Annotated in this window: 20 protein-coding genes; 6 read left to right on the top strand and 14 right to left on the bottom strand. The window is 71.4% G+C overall.

Annotated features, from left to right (window positions below; all coding sequences use genetic code 11):
- From DJ73_RS07135 to DJ73_RS07125, 3 genes are all read right to left on the bottom strand, one after another.
- A partial coding sequence (locus DJ73_RS07135) for a twin-arginine translocation signal domain-containing protein (protein ID WP_094557655.1) occupies positions 1-1,414 on the bottom strand: 1,414 nt, incomplete at its 3' end.
- Positions 1,411-1,794 carry a BlaI/MecI/CopY family transcriptional regulator gene (locus tag DJ73_RS07130; RefSeq protein ID WP_094524024.1) on the bottom strand — a complete coding sequence of 128 codons (384 nt, stop codon included), beginning with the start codon at positions 1,792-1,794 and terminating at the stop codon, positions 1,411-1,413. The genes DJ73_RS07130 and DJ73_RS07135, both read right to left, overlap by 4 nt.
- A 91-nt stretch (positions 1,795-1,885) precedes the next feature.
- A complete protein-coding gene (locus tag DJ73_RS07125; RefSeq protein ID WP_094524023.1) occupies positions 1,886-2,653 on the bottom strand; it encodes a helix-turn-helix domain-containing protein in 768 nt (255 codons plus the stop codon).
- A 161-nt stretch (positions 2,654-2,814) separates the two neighbouring features.
- On the opposite strand from DJ73_RS07125, the gene DJ73_RS07120 reads away from it, so the two are divergent.
- Positions 2,815-3,612, top strand: a complete 798-nt coding sequence (locus DJ73_RS07120) for an aldo/keto reductase (protein ID WP_094524022.1) — start codon at positions 2,815-2,817, stop codon at positions 3,610-3,612.
- A 31-nt stretch (positions 3,613-3,643) separates the two neighbouring features.
- On the opposite strand, the gene DJ73_RS07115 is transcribed toward DJ73_RS07120, so the two are convergent.
- Positions 3,644-4,654: a phosphotransferase family protein gene (locus DJ73_RS07115; RefSeq protein ID WP_094524021.1), complete on the bottom strand. Its 1,011-nt coding sequence runs from the start codon at positions 4,652-4,654 to the stop codon at positions 3,644-3,646.
- A 145-nt stretch (positions 4,655-4,799) separates the two neighbouring features.
- Here DJ73_RS07115 and DJ73_RS07110 point away from each other — a divergent pair, with 145 nt between their 5' ends.
- Positions 4,800-6,902: a hypothetical protein gene (locus DJ73_RS07110; RefSeq protein WP_094557654.1), complete on the top strand. Its 2,103-nt coding sequence runs from the start codon at positions 4,800-4,802 to the stop codon at positions 6,900-6,902.
- A 68-nt stretch (positions 6,903-6,970) separates the two neighbouring features.
- Positions 6,971-7,114 carry a hypothetical protein gene (locus DJ73_RS20230; RefSeq protein WP_170938366.1) on the top strand — a complete coding sequence of 48 codons (144 nt, stop codon included), beginning with the start codon at positions 6,971-6,973 and terminating at the stop codon, positions 7,112-7,114.
- Positions 7,115-7,152: 38 nt separating this feature from the next.
- Here the strand turns inward: DJ73_RS20230 and DJ73_RS07105 are convergent, their stop codons facing one another.
- Positions 7,153-7,608 (bottom strand): DUF5799 family protein, encoded by a 456-nt coding sequence (locus DJ73_RS07105; RefSeq protein ID WP_094524019.1) that lies wholly within the window; start codon positions 7,606-7,608, stop codon positions 7,153-7,155.
- Between the two features lie 99 nt (positions 7,609-7,707).
- Here DJ73_RS07105 and DJ73_RS07100 point away from each other — a divergent pair, with 99 nt between their 5' ends.
- Complete coding sequence (locus DJ73_RS07100; RefSeq protein WP_094524018.1) at positions 7,708-8,124, top strand: halocyanin domain-containing protein; 417 nt, start codon at positions 7,708-7,710, stop codon at positions 8,122-8,124.
- Between the two features lie 21 nt (positions 8,125-8,145).
- Here the strand turns inward: DJ73_RS07100 and DJ73_RS07095 are convergent, their stop codons facing one another.
- The gene (locus tag DJ73_RS07095; RefSeq protein ID WP_094557653.1) at positions 8,146-9,297 is read right to left on the bottom strand and encodes an enolase C-terminal domain-like protein; all 1,152 of its coding nucleotides are present in this window, start codon (positions 9,295-9,297) and stop codon (positions 8,146-8,148) included.
- 3 nt (positions 9,298-9,300) lie between these two features.
- Positions 9,301-10,230: a 1,4-dihydroxy-2-naphthoate polyprenyltransferase gene (locus DJ73_RS07090; RefSeq protein ID WP_094557652.1), complete on the bottom strand. Its 930-nt coding sequence runs from the start codon at positions 10,228-10,230 to the stop codon at positions 9,301-9,303.
- Between the two features lie 106 nt (positions 10,231-10,336).
- Between DJ73_RS07090 and DJ73_RS07085 the strand changes: the two genes are divergently transcribed.
- Both DJ73_RS07085 and DJ73_RS07080 read left to right on the top strand, forming a co-directional pair.
- Positions 10,337-10,879 carry a carboxymuconolactone decarboxylase family protein gene (locus tag DJ73_RS07085; RefSeq protein ID WP_094557651.1) on the top strand — a complete coding sequence of 181 codons (543 nt, stop codon included), beginning with the start codon at positions 10,337-10,339 and terminating at the stop codon, positions 10,877-10,879.
- A 73-nt stretch (positions 10,880-10,952) separates the two neighbouring features.
- On the top strand, positions 10,953-11,276 hold the full coding sequence (locus DJ73_RS07080; RefSeq protein ID WP_094524014.1) for a hypothetical protein: 324 nt from the start codon (positions 10,953-10,955) through the stop codon (positions 11,274-11,276).
- A gap of 466 nt (positions 11,277-11,742) precedes the next feature.
- Here DJ73_RS07080 and DJ73_RS07075 read toward each other — a convergent pair whose 3' ends face one another.
- From DJ73_RS07075 to ribH, 7 genes are all read right to left on the bottom strand, one after another.
- Entirely contained in the window at positions 11,743-12,249 is a 507-nt protein-coding gene (locus tag DJ73_RS07075) for a DUF5797 family protein (RefSeq protein WP_094524013.1), read from the bottom strand.
- 117 nt (positions 12,250-12,366) lie between these two features.
- On the bottom strand, positions 12,367-13,101 hold the full coding sequence (locus DJ73_RS07070; protein ID WP_254921614.1) for a hypothetical protein: 735 nt from the start codon (positions 13,099-13,101) through the stop codon (positions 12,367-12,369).
- Between the two features lie 90 nt (positions 13,102-13,191).
- Positions 13,192-14,499, bottom strand: a complete 1,308-nt coding sequence (gene gatA / locus DJ73_RS07065) for an Asp-tRNA(Asn)/Glu-tRNA(Gln) amidotransferase subunit GatA (RefSeq protein ID WP_094557650.1) — start codon at positions 14,497-14,499, stop codon at positions 13,192-13,194.
- Complete coding sequence (gene gatC, locus DJ73_RS07060) at positions 14,500-14,802, bottom strand: Asp-tRNA(Asn)/Glu-tRNA(Gln) amidotransferase subunit GatC (RefSeq protein WP_094557649.1); 303 nt, start codon at positions 14,800-14,802, stop codon at positions 14,500-14,502.
- Between the two features lie 85 nt (positions 14,803-14,887).
- Entirely contained in the window at positions 14,888-15,400 is a 513-nt protein-coding gene (locus tag DJ73_RS07055) for a universal stress protein (RefSeq protein WP_094557648.1), read from the bottom strand.
- 133 nt (positions 15,401-15,533) lie between these two features.
- Positions 15,534-16,688: a pyridoxal phosphate-dependent aminotransferase gene (locus tag DJ73_RS07050; protein ID WP_094524009.1), complete on the bottom strand. Its 1,155-nt coding sequence runs from the start codon at positions 16,686-16,688 to the stop codon at positions 15,534-15,536.
- 34 nt (positions 16,689-16,722) lie between these two features.
- On the bottom strand, positions 16,723-17,127 hold the full coding sequence (ribH, locus tag DJ73_RS07045) for a 6,7-dimethyl-8-ribityllumazine synthase (protein ID WP_094524008.1): 405 nt from the start codon (positions 17,125-17,127) through the stop codon (positions 16,723-16,725).
- Between the last annotated feature and the right edge of the window lie 160 nt (positions 17,128-17,287).

Here is a 17,287-nt window from a genome sequence, read left to right as displayed (position 1 = left end):
CGACGGCGGCCTCGTAGTCCCACTTGACCACCTCGCTGTCGATGAACGTCGTCGTGTACGCGTGGCCCCGCCCGTCGTAGGCGGTGTGGAGCGGCCCCATCCCGATACGGGGCTGGCCCACGATGGCGTCCTGCGGGTCGTCGACCTCGGCGATGGCCTCGATGTCGATGACGGTACAGCTCGGGTCGAGCTTTCCGGAGGCGATGGCGTACTTCCCGTTCGGCGTCACGCTGACCCCGTGCGGGCTCTTCGGCGTCGCGACGTAGCGGACGATCGGGCGGTCGCCCTCGTTCAGCGGGCTGTCCTTCGTCCCGTCGACGACGGGCACGCCGCTGATCTCCTCGTACTGGCCGCTCTCGACGGCGTCCCAGATCGCGGGGATGTCGAACGCCTTCACGTAGTCGCGGTCGGAGCGGGCCATCTCGCCCTCGGTGGTCCCCTCCTCGCTGTTGTAGCCGGTGGCGAAGAACCAGCGGCCCTCCTTGCCGCCGTCCCCGTTGTCCATGTTGCCGTCGACCTCGACCTGCCACTCGACGTCCATCGTCTCGGGGTCGATGGCGGTGATGACGGAGCCGTACTCGTCCGGGCTCTGCACGTCCCGGCCGTCGTTCGGCATGGGGACGCGGAACTCGCCGACGCCGAAGACGAGCTGCGTGTCCGGCAGCTGCATACAGGCGCCGTGGACGCCCTGACAGTTCGGGACGTTCGTGATCGCGTCCGTCTCGAAGTACTCCAGGTCGACCCGGGCCATCCGCCCGTTGGCCTTGTCGTTGACGAACAGCCAGCGGCCGTCGTAGTCGTTGTCGGTCTGCGAGACGCGCGGGTGGTGGGTGTCCCCCCACACGTGGCCGTCGCCCTCCTCCTCAAGCATCCGGCTCGACTTCGCGTCGTGACCGTAGCCGCGCGCGCTCTCCGTCTGGAACACCGGGATCCGCATCAGCTCGCGCATCGACGGGAGGCCGACGACGCGGATCTCGCCCGTGTGGCCGCCGGAGAGGAAGCCGTAGTACTCGTCGTGCTCGCCGGGCGCGACGGAGTGCTCGCCGCTCCCGGCCGCGCCGCCGGAGTCGTCGTCCTCGTCCGCGAGGATACTCGTACAGCCCGCGAGGCCGCTCATGGCCCCGACGGCGGCGCCGGCCTTCATGAAGTCGCGCCGCCCGAGCTCCAAGCGCGGCAGGTCGAGGCTCGGCCGCTTCGCCGCGGTCGCGTCCGTCCCCTCCGCGGTCGAGGCGATGTCGCGCTCGTGGTCGGTGAGCAGGTGCTCGATCGTCCGCCCGTCGACGATCTCGGGCTCGCCGTCGGCCGCGTCCGGTCCGTCCGCCGGTCCCGTCTCGCCCGCGTCCGCGGGCGTCTCGTCGCGCTGTTCGTCGGCTCGTGCCGTCGGCTCGTCGCTGGCGTTGGGTTGGGAAGTCATTGTCTGGTGGTGGCGTCGGCGCTGCCGTCCGCTCCGCCGTCGCCGTCGGAGTCCGTTCGGACCGCGATCCGCTCGACCGCCCGATCGCCGAGGACCGCCCGCAGCTCGGCTTCGATCTGCGGGACGAGCCGGTCGCGGGCGGCCTCGGCGTCGAAGCGGTAGCGGTGTCGCGTCGTCCCCCGGCGCCGCTCCGCGCCGCGGTCGACGAGCCCCTTCTCGACGAGCCGGTCGACGGTCCGCTTCACCGTCGTGTACGCGACGTCGTCGCCGCGGTCCGCGACCGCGTCGTGCAGGTCGCGAGCGGCGAGGGGTTCGTCGGCGCGCCGCAGGACTGCGAGGAGCTCGCGTTCCCGCGGTCCGAGCTGTGTCCACTGGGTCATGGGTGGTCGGAGCCGAACCGGTCGGTTCGACTCCGCTACTGATCAGTACGCTCTAACCCCGGGGGTAGCTGTCGGCGAACAGTTCGGAGGTTTAAGTACCGTCGCCGGTCCCGAACGTCTGCGAAAAGAGCGCCGCCGTCACGGTCCGGAGGTGTTCCGACACCGTGGACTTCGCGAGGTCGAACTCCGCCGCGACGTCGGCGGCGGAGGCGCCGCCGGTCTCGAAGTACCCCTTCTCGGCGGCGACCGTCGCGATCTCGGCCTGCCTGTCGGTCACGCCCGCGAGGTCGACGGGGACCACGTCGGGGCAATACTCGTCCCCGTCGCCGCGAGCGCGGTCGACGCAGAGCCGACGGAGCTCGACGTCGAGGCCGACCGCCTCGCACTCGTCGACGATCGCCCGCAGTTCCTCGTGGCCGCTCAGGACGAACGAGACCCGGATCTCGCCGTCGACCATTTCGGTCCGGCGCGGCGACACCGGGAAGTTCGCGAACGCCGCCGGGAGCCCGCCGCAGGAACAGCCCGCACAGATCCCGCCGTCGGGATCGGTCGGCGAGGGGTCGAGCGAGGAGGGCTCCGAGCGCGGGGCCTCCTCGGAGTTCGGCGCCCCGAGATGGACCCCGCCGTCGGTGGCCGGACGCTCGCACTCGATCTCGTACCGACCGTGCGCTCGGCCGCCGAACTCGACGAGGTCGAGCCCGGTCGGCGGGTCGTCGGGCGGATCGGCGGCGACGAACTCGACGCGGTCGTCGGTCGAGTCGACCCGTACCTCCTCGACCGGCGTGCTGGCCGAGAGGGCCGCGACGGGACAGCCGTCACAGGAGGAGAGGGCGAGTTCGGCGTGAATCCCGGTGCTCATGTGCGAAGCTAGGCGCTCCGGGACTCATATAACGCCGAGCGGTTTCCAGCGCGGTGAAAAGACCGCTCCGGCCCCGCGATCGATCGCGGGAAGCCAGCCGGAAGCCCGCGATCCGTTCCGGTGAGCGCGCCCTTATAAATCCGGGGTCGGAATCGGGCGACATGCCGCCACTGGAACTCCCGCTCGGCCTCGGCACGTCGGGGCTCGACGACCCCGCGGAGTGCACCGCCACCGTGACCGCCGCCCTGGAGGCGGGGTACCGCCACGTCGACACCGCCCAGATGTACGACAACGAGGCCGCGGTCGGCGAGGGGATCGCCGCGGCCGACGTCGAGCGCGACGAGGTCGTCGTCGCCACGAAGGTCCACCCCGAGAACCTCGCTCCCGAGGACGTCCGCGAGACGGCCCGCGAGAGCCTCGACCGCCTCGGGCTCGACCGCGTCGACCTGCTGTACGTCCACTGGCCGATCCGCGCGTACGACGCCGCCGCGACGCTGCCGGTCTTCGACGAGCTTCGCGACGCGGGGCTCACCGACCACGTCGGCGTCTCGAACTTCACCCCCGAACTGCTCCGCGAGGCCCGCGAGATCCTCGACGCGCCGATCGCCGCCCACCAAGTCGAGTGTCACCCGCGGTTTCAGCAGGCCGAACTGCGCGGGCTCGCCGCCGAGTTCGACCACCGGCTCGTCGGCTACTCGCCGCTGGCCCGCGGCGACCTGTTCGACGACGAGGAGTTCCTCGCGATCGCCGACCGGGCCGATCGCTCGCCGGCCGTCCTCGCGCTCGCGTGGGCGCTCGCTCGAGATGTCACGCCGATCCCGAAGGCGACGGGCGACCACGTCGCCGAGAACCTCGACGCCGTCGACGCCGAGATCGATCCGTCCGTCCTCGACGCCGTCGACGGGCTGGAGCGGGGCGACCGACGGATCGACCCCGACGACGCGGCGTGGAACCGCTGAGGGGCGGCAGATCCCCCCCGAACGACGGCCCTCACACCGCCTCCAACCGCGCCTCCATCTCCGCCTCCGCCCGGTCGACGAGGTCGGCCATCGGCTCGTCGACGTACGTCGTCCACTGGTCGACGAACCCCGAGCGGCCGAGCATCCGGACGACCTCGTAAATAGGCCTCCGGGCCGCGAATCCCGCCGGGAGCCCGTCGGCGCACTCGGCGTACCCGGCGCGGAGCGCCGCCGCGTACCGCTCGGGCCCCCGCTCGTCGAACCCGTTGAGGAGCTGGTCCTCCGCCCTGACGAGGTCGCGGGCGGGATCGCCGACGTGGGCGAGCTCCCAGTCGATCGGAGCGATCCCGTCGTCTACCTCGGCCTCGCGGTCGCGTCCGGTCCCGGCGCCGACGACGAACAGGTTCGGCATCGCGACGTCGCCGTGGAGGAGCGCCGCGGGGGCGTCGCGGAGGCGGTCGCGGTTCGCCTCGACGCAGTCGACGACGGCGTCGTAGTGGTGGCCGAGCCGCTCCGACGTGCCGATCTCGCGGGTTCGCTCGATCGTTTTTAAAAGCACGTCCGGCCACGGCGCGGGATCGAGCGCGAGCCCGCCCCGCCCGTCGCTCCCGACGATCTCGCCGTGCGTCTCGAACCGCTCGGCGTGGAGGGTCGCGAGCGTCGCGCCGACGCGCCGGAGCAACGCCGCGCGGTCGGCCTCACCGCCCTCTCGTTCCCCGAGCTCGTCCCACAGGTCGAGGAGCTCGCGTCCGGGAGCGGGCGCGGTGACGAGGTACGGCACCGTCGCGTCCGGGTCACCGGCGAGGACGTCCGGGACCGCGATCGGCCGCTCGGCGGCCAGGTAACGCAGGACTGCCAGCTCGCGGGCGATCCGGGTGCCGTCACCGTCGACCGCGACCTTGCAGAACGCCCGACCGCCGTCCGCGAAGGCGACCCCGACCGTCTCGTTGGCCCCGTTCCACGAGGGGCCGACGCCGGTCAGGCGCTCGACCGACCGCTCCGGGAACGCATCGGCGAGAGCGGCCGCCGCGGCGTCGTTCATGGCGATGCGTCGCGGCCGGGCGGTGTTAAAATTGCTGTCACTCCTGTTAACACGAGGCGGTGAAATGCCTTTGTTGCGGCCGAGAGATGCCGAATTCAGAGAAGCACCGATAACCTGATAACTGTTGTCGGTTTATCAATTGGTAGTGAGAGACGACGCGATCGGAGAACGAGTACGCCTCGAGACGCGGGGTGAGACGCTCTGCGTTCGCGACGCGTTGGAGGGTGAGGAGCTCCGGCTCGTGTCGGACACCGAACCCGATCCGGAGTCCGCGCTCACGGAGCTGTTCCCGTTTCCGGTCGACAGAGCGGTCAGCTTCGAGGCGGGGTCAATCTCGGTTCCCGACTACTCGGCGGTGACCGTGCGCAGGGCGGACGGCGAGTTCGTCGCGCGGCTCGACGACCCGATGGAGCTCCGACGAGGGTCGTACTGCTTCGACGTCAGCGGGGTGGCCAAGGCGCTGATCCGCGCGACCGACGTGGCGGTCTCGACGACCGGCATGGCCGACTCCGGGGCGGTCGACCTCGAGTTCGACCGATCGGTCACCGTCACGGTCGGCGCGCGGTCGCTTCACACCCGCCCCGAGGCGACGATCACGGTCCCCGACGACCCGGCCGCGCTGGCGGAGGCGGTCTCGGTGCTCGGCTCGTCGATCAAGGAGTTCTCCGCCGAGCGGTCGTGGCCGACGCTCCGCGGCTACCCGCCGCGGATCGAGCGCGGCGACGCGCTCGACATCCCGAGCCCGTTGGTCCCTCCCGACACCGGCGTCGAGGTCGTCGTCCGCCCCGACTACGCGGACGTCTACCGGCTCTCGACGCTGTCGTACTACCTCGGGGCGCGGATGGTGACCGGAAACGCGCCCGCGATCCGGCTCGCAAACGACTACATCGAATCGCTGCCGACCGAGGGGGTCGCGCTCGAAGAGCGGGCCGCGGAGCTGCTTCGGACGTGGTTCTTCCTCGATACGCTCACCCGGACCGAGGGGTACGTCCCGTCCGACCGGTACGAGTACGAGCTGGTCGGCTCGGAGCTCCCCTTCTACCCGCCGAAGCTCGCGGACCTGTCGATGAGCGAGCGGCTGATGGAGTACCTCGAAGTGGATGCGGAGACCGTCGCGCCGTACGCGCCCGACTGGCCGACCGAGGCGGTGCTCCGGCCGAATCCGACCGGCGCCGAACTGCTTCCCCACCTCGCGCACGTGCTGGCGCCGGTTCGGGTGCGCGGCACGGCCGAGCCCGCCGATTCCGGAGCGCCGGACGCGCTCGCGACCTCGCCGTGGCTCGCTCCAGCGGGTGGAACCCCGAGCCCGGACGACGACCCGCTTCCGGCGGGGACGTCGGTGTTGACGCCGGCGAGCTACGAGAACCGGCTCCGTCGGGAGACGACCGCCAGCGGCGATGTCCGGTTCGTCGCGCTGGTCGGCTCTGCTGAGCGCGCGACGAGGACCCGTCGCGCGCTTTCGGAGCCGGCGGTCCCCGATGGCGTCGGGGAGTGGGAAGTGCTCGACGAACCCGACGCGGAGGCGGTCGGGACCGTGCTCTCGGACCCCGACGTCGACGTCGCGTACTGCGCGCTCCCGGTCGCGGACGGCGCGGTCGCCGCGGCCGACGACACGGTCGCGGTCGCCGATCTCGACGGCGCGCCGGCGCTGACGGTCTTCGAGGGGACCGACGGCGTCGACGGCGGACTCGCCGCCGTCGAGAACGGGGGGCTCGGTTCCGTCGCCGTCGCGGGACCGCCGTCTTCCACGGCCCTCAGGTCGGTCGTGGCCCTGTTAGCGGCGGGGACGTCGATGACCGCGAGCGTTTCGCTGTCCGGTCTCGCAGACGAGACTCGGATCCGCTGCGTCGGCGATCCCGGCGTCCCGGTGGCGTCCAACAGCGTGTCGGCGATGCAAGTGAACACGGTGCGGTCGGAGTCGCCGACTTCGCATCGGTTTGAACGCGGATCGGTGCTCTCTCTCCAGGATCGGATCGGAATCGAGCAAACGCAGCTGTTCGAGGGGTTCGACGAGCTGAGCGAGCTGGTCGGAACGACGCGGACCAACGGTCCCGCTGTCGACTCCTCACAGCTCCTCGCGATGCTCGAACAGGACGATTCGATCGTCCGTTTCAACGATCGCCTCCTGCTTCCGAGCGACGACCTCTCCGAGGCGGACGTCGAGCGAATGGCTCGCCGAGCCCTCGCGGAGGACGCGTCCGAGGGAGCGATATCGGGCAGTCTGGCTGAGGAACGTCGGCCGGACTGACGGCCGGCGGTCTCAGCTCGTCCGAACTCACCGAGGATTTTTATTACGTAGCCGACGAATCGCCGCGTATGCCCCAGATCCACCTGGACGAGGAGACGGTCGAGCGCCTCGACGCGCTCCGGGTCGACGACGAGGAGTACGACGAGATTGTCAGGGAATTGATCAACATCTACGAGGCCGAGGGGCTGACGCTGTTCCGCAGCGGCGACTAGAGTAACGACCGAGGGCCTCGTCGGTCGCGGCCGTCCGGTTACTCCTGATACGCGAGCCTGACCTGTTCCCACTTCCCGTTGTCTTCCAGGTGCGCTTGCAGCTCGTCGGCGTACTCCTGGACGAGCTGTTCGGCGGCGGCGAGCTCCTCGTCGCTACCGCCGCCGCCTCCCGAGCCGCCGAGGCCGAGCGCGCCCTTGATCGAGTCGACGAGGCCGCCGCCGGAGCCGCCGCCGTCCCCCCGGTCCGGCGCTCCGCCCATCGCGGCGACCTGCGACCGGACGTTCTCGAGTTCCGGCATGATCGCCGGGAGGCTGGAGGTGTCGGCGACGATGCGGGCCTCCTCGGGGTCGGCGGCATCCTCGATCTCGAGCTCCGTCGCCGTCATGATCAGGCCCCACTCCTGGCTGGAGAACCGCGAGGCCGACACTCGGTCCGTGAACTGGTTGTCGACGGTCATGCGGTCGCCGACGATCGCGTCTGTCCACTCGCTCATACTCGACCCTTCGGCTGCGGCCGTACAAGCCCCTTTCCCTCGTCGCTCTCGGAGCGTCGCTCTCGGGACGTTTTATACCGTTCGGCCCTTCGAACCGCCATGAACACGCGAACGCGACGAGAGCTGCTCGCGGGCGTCGGCGCCGCCGCTGCCGCCGGACTCGCGGGGTGTACCGGGGCGTTACTCCCGGGAGGCGACGGCGGGGGCGACGACGCGGCCCCGGTCGATCGGACCGGCGAGGAGAGCGTCGCGGTCGCGGTGGGGGCGGACGGCGGCTTCTCGTTCGCGCCCGCGGCGGTCCGGGTCGACGCCGGCACGACGGTCGTCTGGGAGTGGACCGGCGTCGGCGGCAGTCACAACGTCGTCGACAGGGGCGGCGCCTTCGACTCCGGGCTCGCCGCGGCCGAGGGCCACACCTTCGAGCGCGAGTTCGCGACGCCGGGCACGTACGAGTACGTCTGTACGCCCCACCAGACGCGGGACATGGAGGGAGTCATCGAAGTCGTCGAGCGGTAGTCGCTACCGGGAGGCCGCATCTCAGCGAAGCCCGTCGAAGGCGTCGCCGGCGAGACCGGGGGCGTCCGGAACCGCCACCTCGCCGTCGGCGACCGGGCAGGGGTCCGGCGCGAGGTCCTCGTCGAGCAGCGAGGCCGTGGCGAGCCCACAGGGGGCGACCTCGGGGACCGCGGCCGCGACGTGGACCGCGGCGGTCCGCGCGACGACCGCGTCGATCGTGGTGGTGATCACGGGCTCGACACCCGCGGCCCGGGCGGTCGCCGCCGCCGCCAGCGCGCGGTCCGGCCCGCCGAGCGCCATCGGCTTCAGGACGACTACATCGGCCGCGCCGGCGTCCAGGACGGCGTCGAGGTCGCGACGAGCCAGCGACTCGTCGAGCGCGATCGGGACCGGAGCGTCGGCGTCGTCGCCGGCGCGGTCGTCTCGGTCTTCTCGGTCTTCTCGGTCGTCTCGGGCCTCTCTGTCCTCTCGACCCTCTCGACCGCTCCTGAGGGCCGCCGCGCCGGCGAGGTCCTCGGCGGGGAGCGGCTGCTCGACGTAGGCGAGGTTCAGCGGCGCGAAGCGGTCGAGCGCCTCTCGGGCGGTCGACCGGTCCCACGCGCCGTTCGCGTCGGCCCGGAGCGCGACGTCGTCGCCGAGCGCCTCCCGCACCGCGCGGAGACGTTCGACGTCGGCGTCGAGGGCGCGCGCGCCGACCTTCACCTTCACGCAGTCGAACCCCTCCGCGACGGCTCGGGCGGCCGCCGCGGCGGTCGTCTGGGGGTCGCCGTCGCCGACCGTGGCGTTGACCGGGACCGTCTCGGTCGGCGTCGGGATCCCGCGATCGGCCGCGAGCCGCGCGGCCAGCGACCGCCCCTCGCCTCTCGCCGCGGCGTCCGCGAGCGCGAGCGCGAGCCCGTGACGGGCCGCGGGCGTGGCTCCCGGGTCGAGGCGGTCGAGCGCGTCGTCGACGAGGGCACCGCCGTCGTCCGCGACGCCGCGCAGGGCCGACTCGCACGCCGACCGCGACTCGGTCCAGCCCGGGAGCGGGGCGGCCTCGCCGAGTCCCGGGACCGAGATTCCGGCCCGGTCGTCCGGCCCCACGCCGACGAGGAACCCCTCGCGCTCCGTGATGGCGCCGCGGGCGGTGCCGAGCGGGCTCGTCAGGTCGAGCGAGAAGGGGCGGAGCCGCATCGGTCAGAGCGCGAGGCCGACCGCGAACGCGACCGCGTAGGCCGCGAGGAGCTTTCCGGTCGACTCCAGCGCCGGGTTGAGCGCGTCGCCCGAGGTCTCGGTCAGGACGGTGCGCGCGACGGCGGCCGCGAGCGGGAGCGTGACGAGCGGGAGCAGCACCGCGGGGCCGTCCCCGCGGGCGAGGAACCAGAAGGGGGTGAGGTAGGCGAGCGCGAGCAGCCCGACGTACTGGACGCGCGAGAACCGGTAGCCGAACCGGACCGCGAGGGTGCGCTTGCCGGTCGCCGCGTCCTCCTCCAGGTCGCGGACGTTGTTGACGACGAGGATGTTCGTCGAGAGCGCGGCGATCGGGAGGCTGGCGACGACGGCGGCGAGGGTGACCGTACCATGGGGAATCCACAGCGGGAACGCCTCGCCGACGAGCGCGGCGGCCTGCACGTAGTAGGTGCCCGTGACGGCGATCACGCCGAAGAAGACGAAGACGAAGAGGTCGCCGAGGCCGTGGTAGCCGAGGGGGTACGGGCCGCCGGTGTAGGCGATCCCGGCGGCGACGGACGCCAGTCCGATCACGAGGATCGGGACGCCGCCGACGGCGACGAGGTAGGTGCCGACGAGGATCGCGGCCGCGAACGTCAGCCACATCGCCCGCTTCACTTCGGCCGGTTCGATGAGGCCGCTGGCGACGACGCGGGTGAACCCCTCGCGGTCGTCCGTGTCGGCCCCCTGGATGGCGTCGTAGTAGTCGTTCGCGAAGTTGGTGCCGACCTGGATCAGCGCCGCGCCGACGAACGCCGCGAGCGCCGGGAGCGGGGCGAACGCGCCCGTTCGGAGGGCGAGCCCGACGCCGACGATCACGGGCGCCGCCGCCGCGGGCAGCGTCTGCGGCCGCGCGGCGATCACCCACGCCCGCCGCCGCGACACCTCGGTACTCATTGGCAGCGATACGCGCGTGGCGTCCCTTAACCTTGCCATCCCGGATCGATCCGGCGGGGTCGTCCGGGACACCCACAGCTATGCCGGTCGGCGGCGAGGCCCCGGCATGGCCCGCGTACCATACGTCGACGCGTCGGACGTGCCCGAGGAGTACGAGGAGCTGCTGGAGTCGTCGCTCCAGGGGAAACCGCTCCACGTCTATCGGTCGCTCGGCAACAACCCGGAGGTGCTCGCCGGACTGCGCTCGTTCCTCGGCTCGCTGTGGACCGACAGCGGCCTCTCGGACCGGGACCGCGAGCTCGTCATCCTCGCCGCCGCGAGCGAGACGCGCAACCGCTACGAGTGGCACCAGCACGTCAACATCGCCCGCGGCGTCGGGATCGGCGACGACGTCATCGCCGGGATCGGAACCGACGACCTGACCGACCTCGACGCCGGCGAGACGACGCTGGTCGAGTACGCGGTCGCGGTCGTCCGCCGCGAGGTCGACGCGATCGCCCACGGCGAGGTCGCCGCCGCGTACGACGACGAGACCGTGGTCGGCATCGCCGCGCTCGCGCAGGGGTACGCCGGGCTCGGCGGGATGATCGAGGCGTTCGACCTCGAACTGGAGCCGGGCGACGAGTTCCACGGCTGGGACCCGCGGTAGGCGGCGCCGCGCGGTGCCGAGGTCGGGTCCCGACGACCGACAGATACGACAGGGACCGGCCCCTACCGGTGGTATGAGCGACACGACGGCCGACGGGGAGGCCGGAGCGGAGTCGACCGAGAGCGAGTCCAGCGAGGCCGAAGCGAACGGGGTCGCGGCGCGCTACGAGGAGACCGACGGCGAGCGGCTGCTCACGTTCTCCGCCGACGGCGCCGAGGCGACCGTCGCGCAGAACGTCGACGGCTACGCGATGCTGAAGGTTCGCCCGGGGCCGAACGGCGACGAGCTGGAGCGGTACTACGGGTTCGACATGGCGCTGGACCACGCCGCGGAGCTGCTCGGCGTCGCCGTCAACGACCTGCCGGTCCCCGACGCCGCCGCCGACATGGGGATGTGACGCGGGGGAGTCTCGATAGCGCGTTCAGTAATTGGTTATAAACGGTATGCGGCGGCGCGCTCCGGTGAGCGCCCCACCGGGCGCGAACCGAGCGCGAGGGAGGCGGCGGGCCGGCGCGGCTCCGCCCGCGCCGGGCCGGCCGCCGAGGCTGGGGAGGCGTGAGGTGCGGTCGCTGTGCGGGTGGACTCAAAGGGGCAGCCGCGAGGAGCACGCAGGCGACGCAAGTACCGCAAGGAGCGAACGAAGTGAGTGACTGAGGAACGCAGCGAGCGTGCGTGCTCCTCGCGGCTGGGGCTTCGGAGGTAGTCACCGGCGATCCGAAATCAATCACTTATAAGCGAGCGGCTGGGGCTTCGGAAGCGTTCTCAGCCGAACACGGTTTGGATATTTATAAGCCGGCGACCGAGGCGACCCGATTTCCCCCTCCCTCGACAATCTCCGCTCCGGCAGCTACCTTCTAACTCAACTATTCGCTCACTTCGACCGTGATCTCGTCGCGCTCGACGGCGAGCTTGAACGTCGGCACGGTCCGGTAGACGACCTCGACGACGTTCTTCCGTTCGAGCGTCCGGAGCGCACGCCGCACCTCGTCGACGTCGGGGTCGACGTCGAACGCCTCCCGAACCGCGTTGAGCACGCTGACGACCGACTGCGAGCGCTCGTCGGGGTCGGCCATCACCTCGAACACCTGCGCCACCAGCTCCGGGACGCGGATCGTCTCCGGCGCGCCGCCCCTCGCGACCGCGTCCGCCTCGATTCCGGGCTCGACGTCGACGAGGTCGTTCGCCTCGGCCGTCGACCGGATCAGGCTGTCGTCGTCGCGGTAGTAGTACTCCTTGAGGTGGTTCTGCAGGTACTGGTGCACCTCGCTGCCGCTGTCGAGCTCCCACGCGTCCTGCAGCTCGCCGTTCTTCGTCGGCTGGAGCCGGACGATGTCGGCGAGCCGGCTCCGCTCCTCGTCGGTCAGCGCCATACAGTCACCTCCACCGGGGCAGGTATGGACGTTCCGGATCGCAGTCCGGGACGGGGGGCGGGGGCAGTCGACTCGGTCGGGAGGTCGGCGGCTCGTTCAGGAGGTCAGTCGACTCGCTCAGGAGGTCGGCGGCTCGTCGTCGGACGCGTCCGCGTCCGCGTCGGCGCCCTCGTGCGCGGCCTCGTCGGCGTTCCAGCGGTCTTCGGTCCAGTGCGTGCGCGAATCGGTCGCGTCGCCCTCGGCCGTCGCGGCCGGCGACTCGTCGGCGTCGGCGGACCCCGCTGTCGTCTCGGAGTCGTCCGCGCCGGCGTCCTCGTCCGCGCCGGACGATTCGGGTCCCGTCACGCGGTCGGCGACGTGCTCGGAGAGCGGATCGACGGTCACGGTCAGCCGCGCCACGACGAAGACGAGCGGGACGAACGACGCGATCAGGAACGCGGCGTCGTACGCCCACGCGAAGCCGTCGATCAGCGGGACGATCGCGCCGGCGAGCCCGCGGTGCGCGACCAGCACGGCGGCGAGTACGACGAGCCAGTAGGCCATCGCGCCGCCGTTCTCGGCGATGCGCTCGACGCGCTCCGCGGCGTCGGTCCGATGGAGGGCGGCGCGCGTCAGCGAGGCGACCTTCGGCGCGGCGTACGCGAGGAGGGCGACGACCGCGACCGTCACCGCGGCGCTGGCGACCGCGGCGAACGTGACCGGCGTCAGCGGAACCAAGCGGCCGACGCCCGGGAGCAGCGTGAACAGGGACAGCACGCCCACCAGCGCGAGCGCCGCGATGGCGATCCGGCTGGCGGATCGAACAGAGTCGCGATCGAACGCGTCCGTCGACGTCGATTCGGTTTCGGTCATGATGCGCTCGGGACGAGGGGTGCGAGGCACATAACCGGCCGAGACGCTCAACGCGGTTTTACGCGAGTTAAGAGTCGCAGTCGGCGGCCGCTATTCGGCGTCTTCGACCGCGCTCGCGGCGCGGATCACCGTCTCCTCGTCGAACTTCGGGCCGACGATCTGGAGGCCGACCGGGAGCCCGTCGGCCTCGCCGGCCGGCACCGAAACCGCCGGGAGGTTCGCGAGGTTGACCGGGGTCGTGTTCGCGTCCGCGAGGTACATCCGCAGCGGGTCGTCGAGGCTCTCGCCGAGCTCGAAGGGGAGCACCGGCATCGTCGGCGACGCGATCACGTCGACGTCGTCGAACGCCGCCTCGAAGTCCTGCCGGACCCACGCGCGTGCGTCCTGCGCCTTCTCGTAGTACTTGTCGTGGTAGCCCGCCGAGAGCGCGTACGTGCCGAGCAGGATCCGGCGTTTGACCTCCGCGCCGAACCCCTCCTCGCGCGTCTCCGCGAACGACTCGTTCCAGTTGCCGTCCGACTCGGCGCGGTTCCCGTACCGCACGCCGTCGAAGCGCGCGAGGTTCGAGGACGCCTCCGCCATCGCGATCACGTAGTACGCCTGCACCGCGTGCTCGACCGACGGCAGCGAGATCTCGGTCGTCTCCGCCCCCCGGGCTTCGAGGTCCGCGATCGCGGCCTCGACCGTCTCGACGACGCGCTCGTCGGCGCCCTCGAACAGCTCCGTCGGGATCCCGACCGTGAGCCCGTCGACGTCGCCGTCGGCGGCCGCGGCGTAGCTCGCCTCGGGGTCGGCCCCCTCGACGTCGGCGAGGTCGCGCGTCGTCCCGTCGTTCGGGTCCGGGCCCGCGATGACGTCGAGCGCGGCGGCCGCCTCCTCGACGGTGCCCGCGATCGGCCCGATCTGTTCGAGCGAGTTCGCGTACGCGACGAGGCCGTACCGCGAGACGAGCCCGTACGTCGGCTTGATCCCGACGACGCCGCAGAACGCCGCCGGACAGCGCACGGACCCGCCCGTGTCGGAGCCGAGCGCGAGGTCGGCCTCGCCCGCGGCGACCGCCGCCGCCGACCCGCCCGAGGAACCGCCGGGGACGCGCTCCGGGTCCGCGGGGTTCCGCGTGGGGCCGAACGCCGACGTCTCCGTCGTCGTCCCCATCCCGAACTCGTCCATGTTCGCCTTCCCGACGACCGTCGCGCCGGCGTCGGTCAGCCGGTCGACGACGGTCGCGGAGTACGGCGGGACGTAGTCGGCGAGCATCTCGGAGCCGCAGGTCGTTCGGACCCCCTCGGTGGAGATGTTGTCCTTGACCGCGACGGTCGCGTCCGCGAGCGGCCCCTCGGCGTCGGCGTCGCCCTCGATCGTCGCCTCGGTGATGAAGGCGTTGTAGTCCGCCGCCATCTACGACACCTTCGGGCCGACGAAGTAGCCGTCCTCGGTCTCTTCGGCGTTCGACAGCGCCTCCTCTTGGGAGAGTCCCGTCTCGACCTCGTCGGGGCGCATCACGTTGACGAGCTCCTCCTCGCGCTCGGTCTCGGGGACCTCGTCGAGGGCCTCGAAATAGTCGAGGATGTCGCCGAACTGGGCGGCAAACGCCTCGACTTCCTCGTCGGCGAGGCGAACCCGGGCCAGCTCCGCGACGTGGCGGACCTCATCGGCGTCGACGGCGGCCGCGTCATCCGTCGACTCGGACGTATCGCTCATACGTCGAGGTGTCCCGGACCGGGAGTAAGGGTTTCGGAACGTCGCATCGGCGACGTCCGAGTCGGCGAAGACGGGACCCGCGCGGTCACTCGTCCTCGTCGGCCCGGACGGTCACCACCGGCTGGTCCGCCATCCGTACCACCTTCTCCGCGACGCTGCCGAGCAGGTAGCGCTCGACACCCGTCCGACCGTGGGTCCCCATCACCACGAGGTCGATGTCGTGCTCGTCGGCGTAGCGGATGATCTCCGAGTGCGGCGTCCCCATTTCGACGACGGTCGTCATGTCGATCCCGTCGAGCGATCCGGCCGAGCTCTCGACGAGCTCCTCCGCCTGAGCGGTGAGCTCGTCCTCGATCTCGTCGCTGTCGGGGCTGTCCTCGTGCCTCCCGATGTACCCCTCGTCGGGCGACCGCCCGCTCATCGCTTGGCTTTCCTCCTCGAGGAACGCCCCGCTCAGGCCGAGCCCGCCCCCGCGCATGTCGACGACGTGCAGGACGTGGACGGTCGCGTCGAACGCCGACGCGAGTTCCGCCACGTGCGCTGCCGCCGCTTCCGACCCGGTGCTCCCGTCCGTCGGGTACAGTATATTGTCGTACATCGTACCACCCAATTGAAACTTCGCGGAACAGCGATAAAAACGCACCGCAGATTCCCGCTAACGGCGGATCCGCAGTCACGACCGGAGCGGGACCGTCGATCGGTCACCAAATCGGCCGGGAACTCGACCGCGTTTATAACAGGTCGTTCGAGACGAGCCGGTCGACCGCCTCGCGCAGGCGCTCCTCGCTGGCGGCGTAAGAGATCCGCGCGTGTCCGGGAGCGTTGAACGCGCTGCCCGGTACGCACGCGACCGACGCCTCCTCGATGGCGGCCTCGCACCACGCCTGGTCGTCGTCGTCGACGGGGAGCATCATGTAGAAGGCGCCGTCGCCGACGTCGACGTCGACCCCGTGCTCGTCGAACAGGTCGACGAGGAGGTCGCGGCGGTCGGCGAACGCCCGCCGCATCTCCTCGACGGACTCGTCGGCGTTCTCCAGCGCCTCCACGCCCGCGCGCTGGACGAAGTTCGTCGCGCAGGAGACGGAGTGGGAGTGGAGCTTGCCGGCCTGCCCGACGAACTCCTCGGTCGCGTGGAGGTAGCCCAGCCGCCAGCCGGTCATCGAGAACGCCTTCGAGAAGCCGTTGATCGTTATCGTGCGGTCGGCCATCCCGTCGAGGCTCGCCAGCGAGACGTGCTCGGCGTCGTAGATGATGCGCTCGTAGATCTCGTCGGAGATCACGGCGATGTCGTGTTCGACGGCCAGGTCCCGGACGCCCTCCAGGGCGGCCTCGGAGAAGACCGCGCCCGTGGGGTTCGACGGGGAGTTGACGACGAGCAGCTCGGTGTCGTCGGAGACCGCCTCGGCGAGGTCGTCGAGCGCGGGTTCGAGCTGGAAGCCGTGGGAAGCGAGGTCGACGCGGGAGAGGTCGCCGCCGGCGAGCTTCGCCATCGCCTCGTAGGAGACCCACGCGGGGTCCAGCAGGACGACCTCGTCGCCGTCGTCGATCAGGGTCTGGAACGTCTCGTACAGCGCCTGCTTGCCGCCGGGCGTGACGATCACCTCGTCGGCGTCGGCGTCGATGCCGGTGCCGCGGAGCTTCGCCGCGATCGCCTCCCGGAGCTCCGGGATCCCGTTCGAGGAGGTGTAGCCCGTGTGGCCGGCGTCGAGGGCGTCCTTGCCGGCCTCGACGACGTTCGCGGGGGTGTCGAAGTCGGGCTCGCCGACCGAGAGGTCGACGATGTCGGCCCCTTCGGCCTCCTTTTCAGCCGCCAGGTTCGATATCGCCAGCGTCGCGCTGGGCTCTACGCGTCCGATCCGGTCCGAGAAGTCGTATGCTTCGCTCATTGTCGTGTGTTCCGTCGGGGGTCGTCTCCGGCGCTCATTCGAGCTCCGTCGCGAGGTCGATCGCGGCCTCGGCCGCCTCCGCGCCCTTATCGATGCGCTCGCGCGCCTCCGCGCCGGACATCCCCGGGCCGCTCACGCCGAACGTGACGGGGGTGTCGCGGTCGAGGCTCACTCGCGTGAGCTGCTCGGCGGTCGCGCTCGCGATGACGTGGTCGTGGTCGGTGTCGCCGGTGACGATGGCGCCGATAACCGCCACGGCGTCGACGTCGTCCCGGCGCGCGAGCCGGTCGGCGGCCAGCGGGCTGTCGTACGCGCCCGGCACGCTCAGTTCGTCGACGACGACGGCGTCGCGGTCGGCGGCCGCCTCGCGGGCGGCCTCGGCCATCGGCTCCGTGACGGAGTCGTTGAACCGCGCCACCACCAGTCCCAGCGAGACCATACGCCCGCTCACACCGGCGGCGGCAAAGGTCTACCGTTCCGGAGCAGGGTTGCCGGTCAAACGGGTTCGGGAACGGGGGCGGCGTGGACGTGGTTCGGTTATAAATGAACTACGCGGGTGGCGCGCGCCTCCGAGCGGCCGGTCGGCCGCGAGGAGCGCG

It is taken from the genome of Halorubrum sp. Ea1 (assembly GCF_002252965.1).
Lineage (GTDB): Archaea > Halobacteriota > Halobacteria > Halobacteriales > Haloferacaceae > Halorubrum.
This window is presented reverse-complemented; position numbering and strand designations above follow the sequence as displayed.

Bases quoted from the DNA above. Each gene is read 5' to 3' on its own strand.
- DJ73_RS07130 (WP_094524024.1), bottom strand. From the start codon at position 1,794: ATGACCCAGTGGACACAGCTCGGACCGCGGGAACGCGAGCTCCTCGCA.
- DJ73_RS07125 (WP_094524023.1), bottom strand. From the start codon at position 2,653: ATGAGCACCGGGATTCACGCCGAACTCGCCCTCTCCTCCTGTGACGGC.
- DJ73_RS07120 (WP_094524022.1), top strand. From the start codon at position 2,815: ATGCCGCCACTGGAACTCCCGCTCGGCCTCGGCACGTCGGGGCTCGAC.
- DJ73_RS07115 (WP_094524021.1), bottom strand. From the start codon at position 4,654: ATGAACGACGCCGCGGCGGCCGCTCTCGCCGATGCGTTCCCGGAGCGG.
- DJ73_RS20230 (WP_170938366.1), top strand. From the start codon at position 6,971: ATGCCCCAGATCCACCTGGACGAGGAGACGGTCGAGCGCCTCGACGCG.
- DJ73_RS07105 (WP_094524019.1), bottom strand. From the start codon at position 7,608: ATGAGCGAGTGGACAGACGCGATCGTCGGCGACCGCATGACCGTCGAC.
- DJ73_RS07100 (WP_094524018.1), top strand. From the start codon at position 7,708: ATGAACACGCGAACGCGACGAGAGCTGCTCGCGGGCGTCGGCGCCGCC.
- DJ73_RS07095 (WP_094557653.1), bottom strand. From the start codon at position 9,297: ATGCGGCTCCGCCCCTTCTCGCTCGACCTGACGAGCCCGCTCGGCACC.
- DJ73_RS07090 (WP_094557652.1), bottom strand. From the start codon at position 10,230: ATGAGTACCGAGGTGTCGCGGCGGCGGGCGTGGGTGATCGCCGCGCGG.
- DJ73_RS07085 (WP_094557651.1), top strand. From the start codon at position 10,337: ATGGCCCGCGTACCATACGTCGACGCGTCGGACGTGCCCGAGGAGTAC.
- DJ73_RS07080 (WP_094524014.1), top strand. From the start codon at position 10,953: ATGAGCGACACGACGGCCGACGGGGAGGCCGGAGCGGAGTCGACCGAG.
- DJ73_RS07075 (WP_094524013.1), bottom strand. From the start codon at position 12,249: ATGGCGCTGACCGACGAGGAGCGGAGCCGGCTCGCCGACATCGTCCGG.
- DJ73_RS07070 (WP_254921614.1), bottom strand. From the start codon at position 13,101: ATGACCGAAACCGAATCGACGTCGACGGACGCGTTCGATCGCGACTCT.
- gatA (WP_094557650.1), bottom strand. From the start codon at position 14,499: ATGGCGGCGGACTACAACGCCTTCATCACCGAGGCGACGATCGAGGGC.
- gatC (WP_094557649.1), bottom strand. From the start codon at position 14,802: ATGAGCGATACGTCCGAGTCGACGGATGACGCGGCCGCCGTCGACGCC.
- DJ73_RS07055 (WP_094557648.1), bottom strand. From the start codon at position 15,400: ATGTACGACAATATACTGTACCCGACGGACGGGAGCACCGGGTCGGAA.
- DJ73_RS07050 (WP_094524009.1), bottom strand. From the start codon at position 16,688: ATGAGCGAAGCATACGACTTCTCGGACCGGATCGGACGCGTAGAGCCC.
- ribH (WP_094524008.1), bottom strand. From the start codon at position 17,127: ATGGTCTCGCTGGGACTGGTGGTGGCGCGGTTCAACGACTCCGTCACG.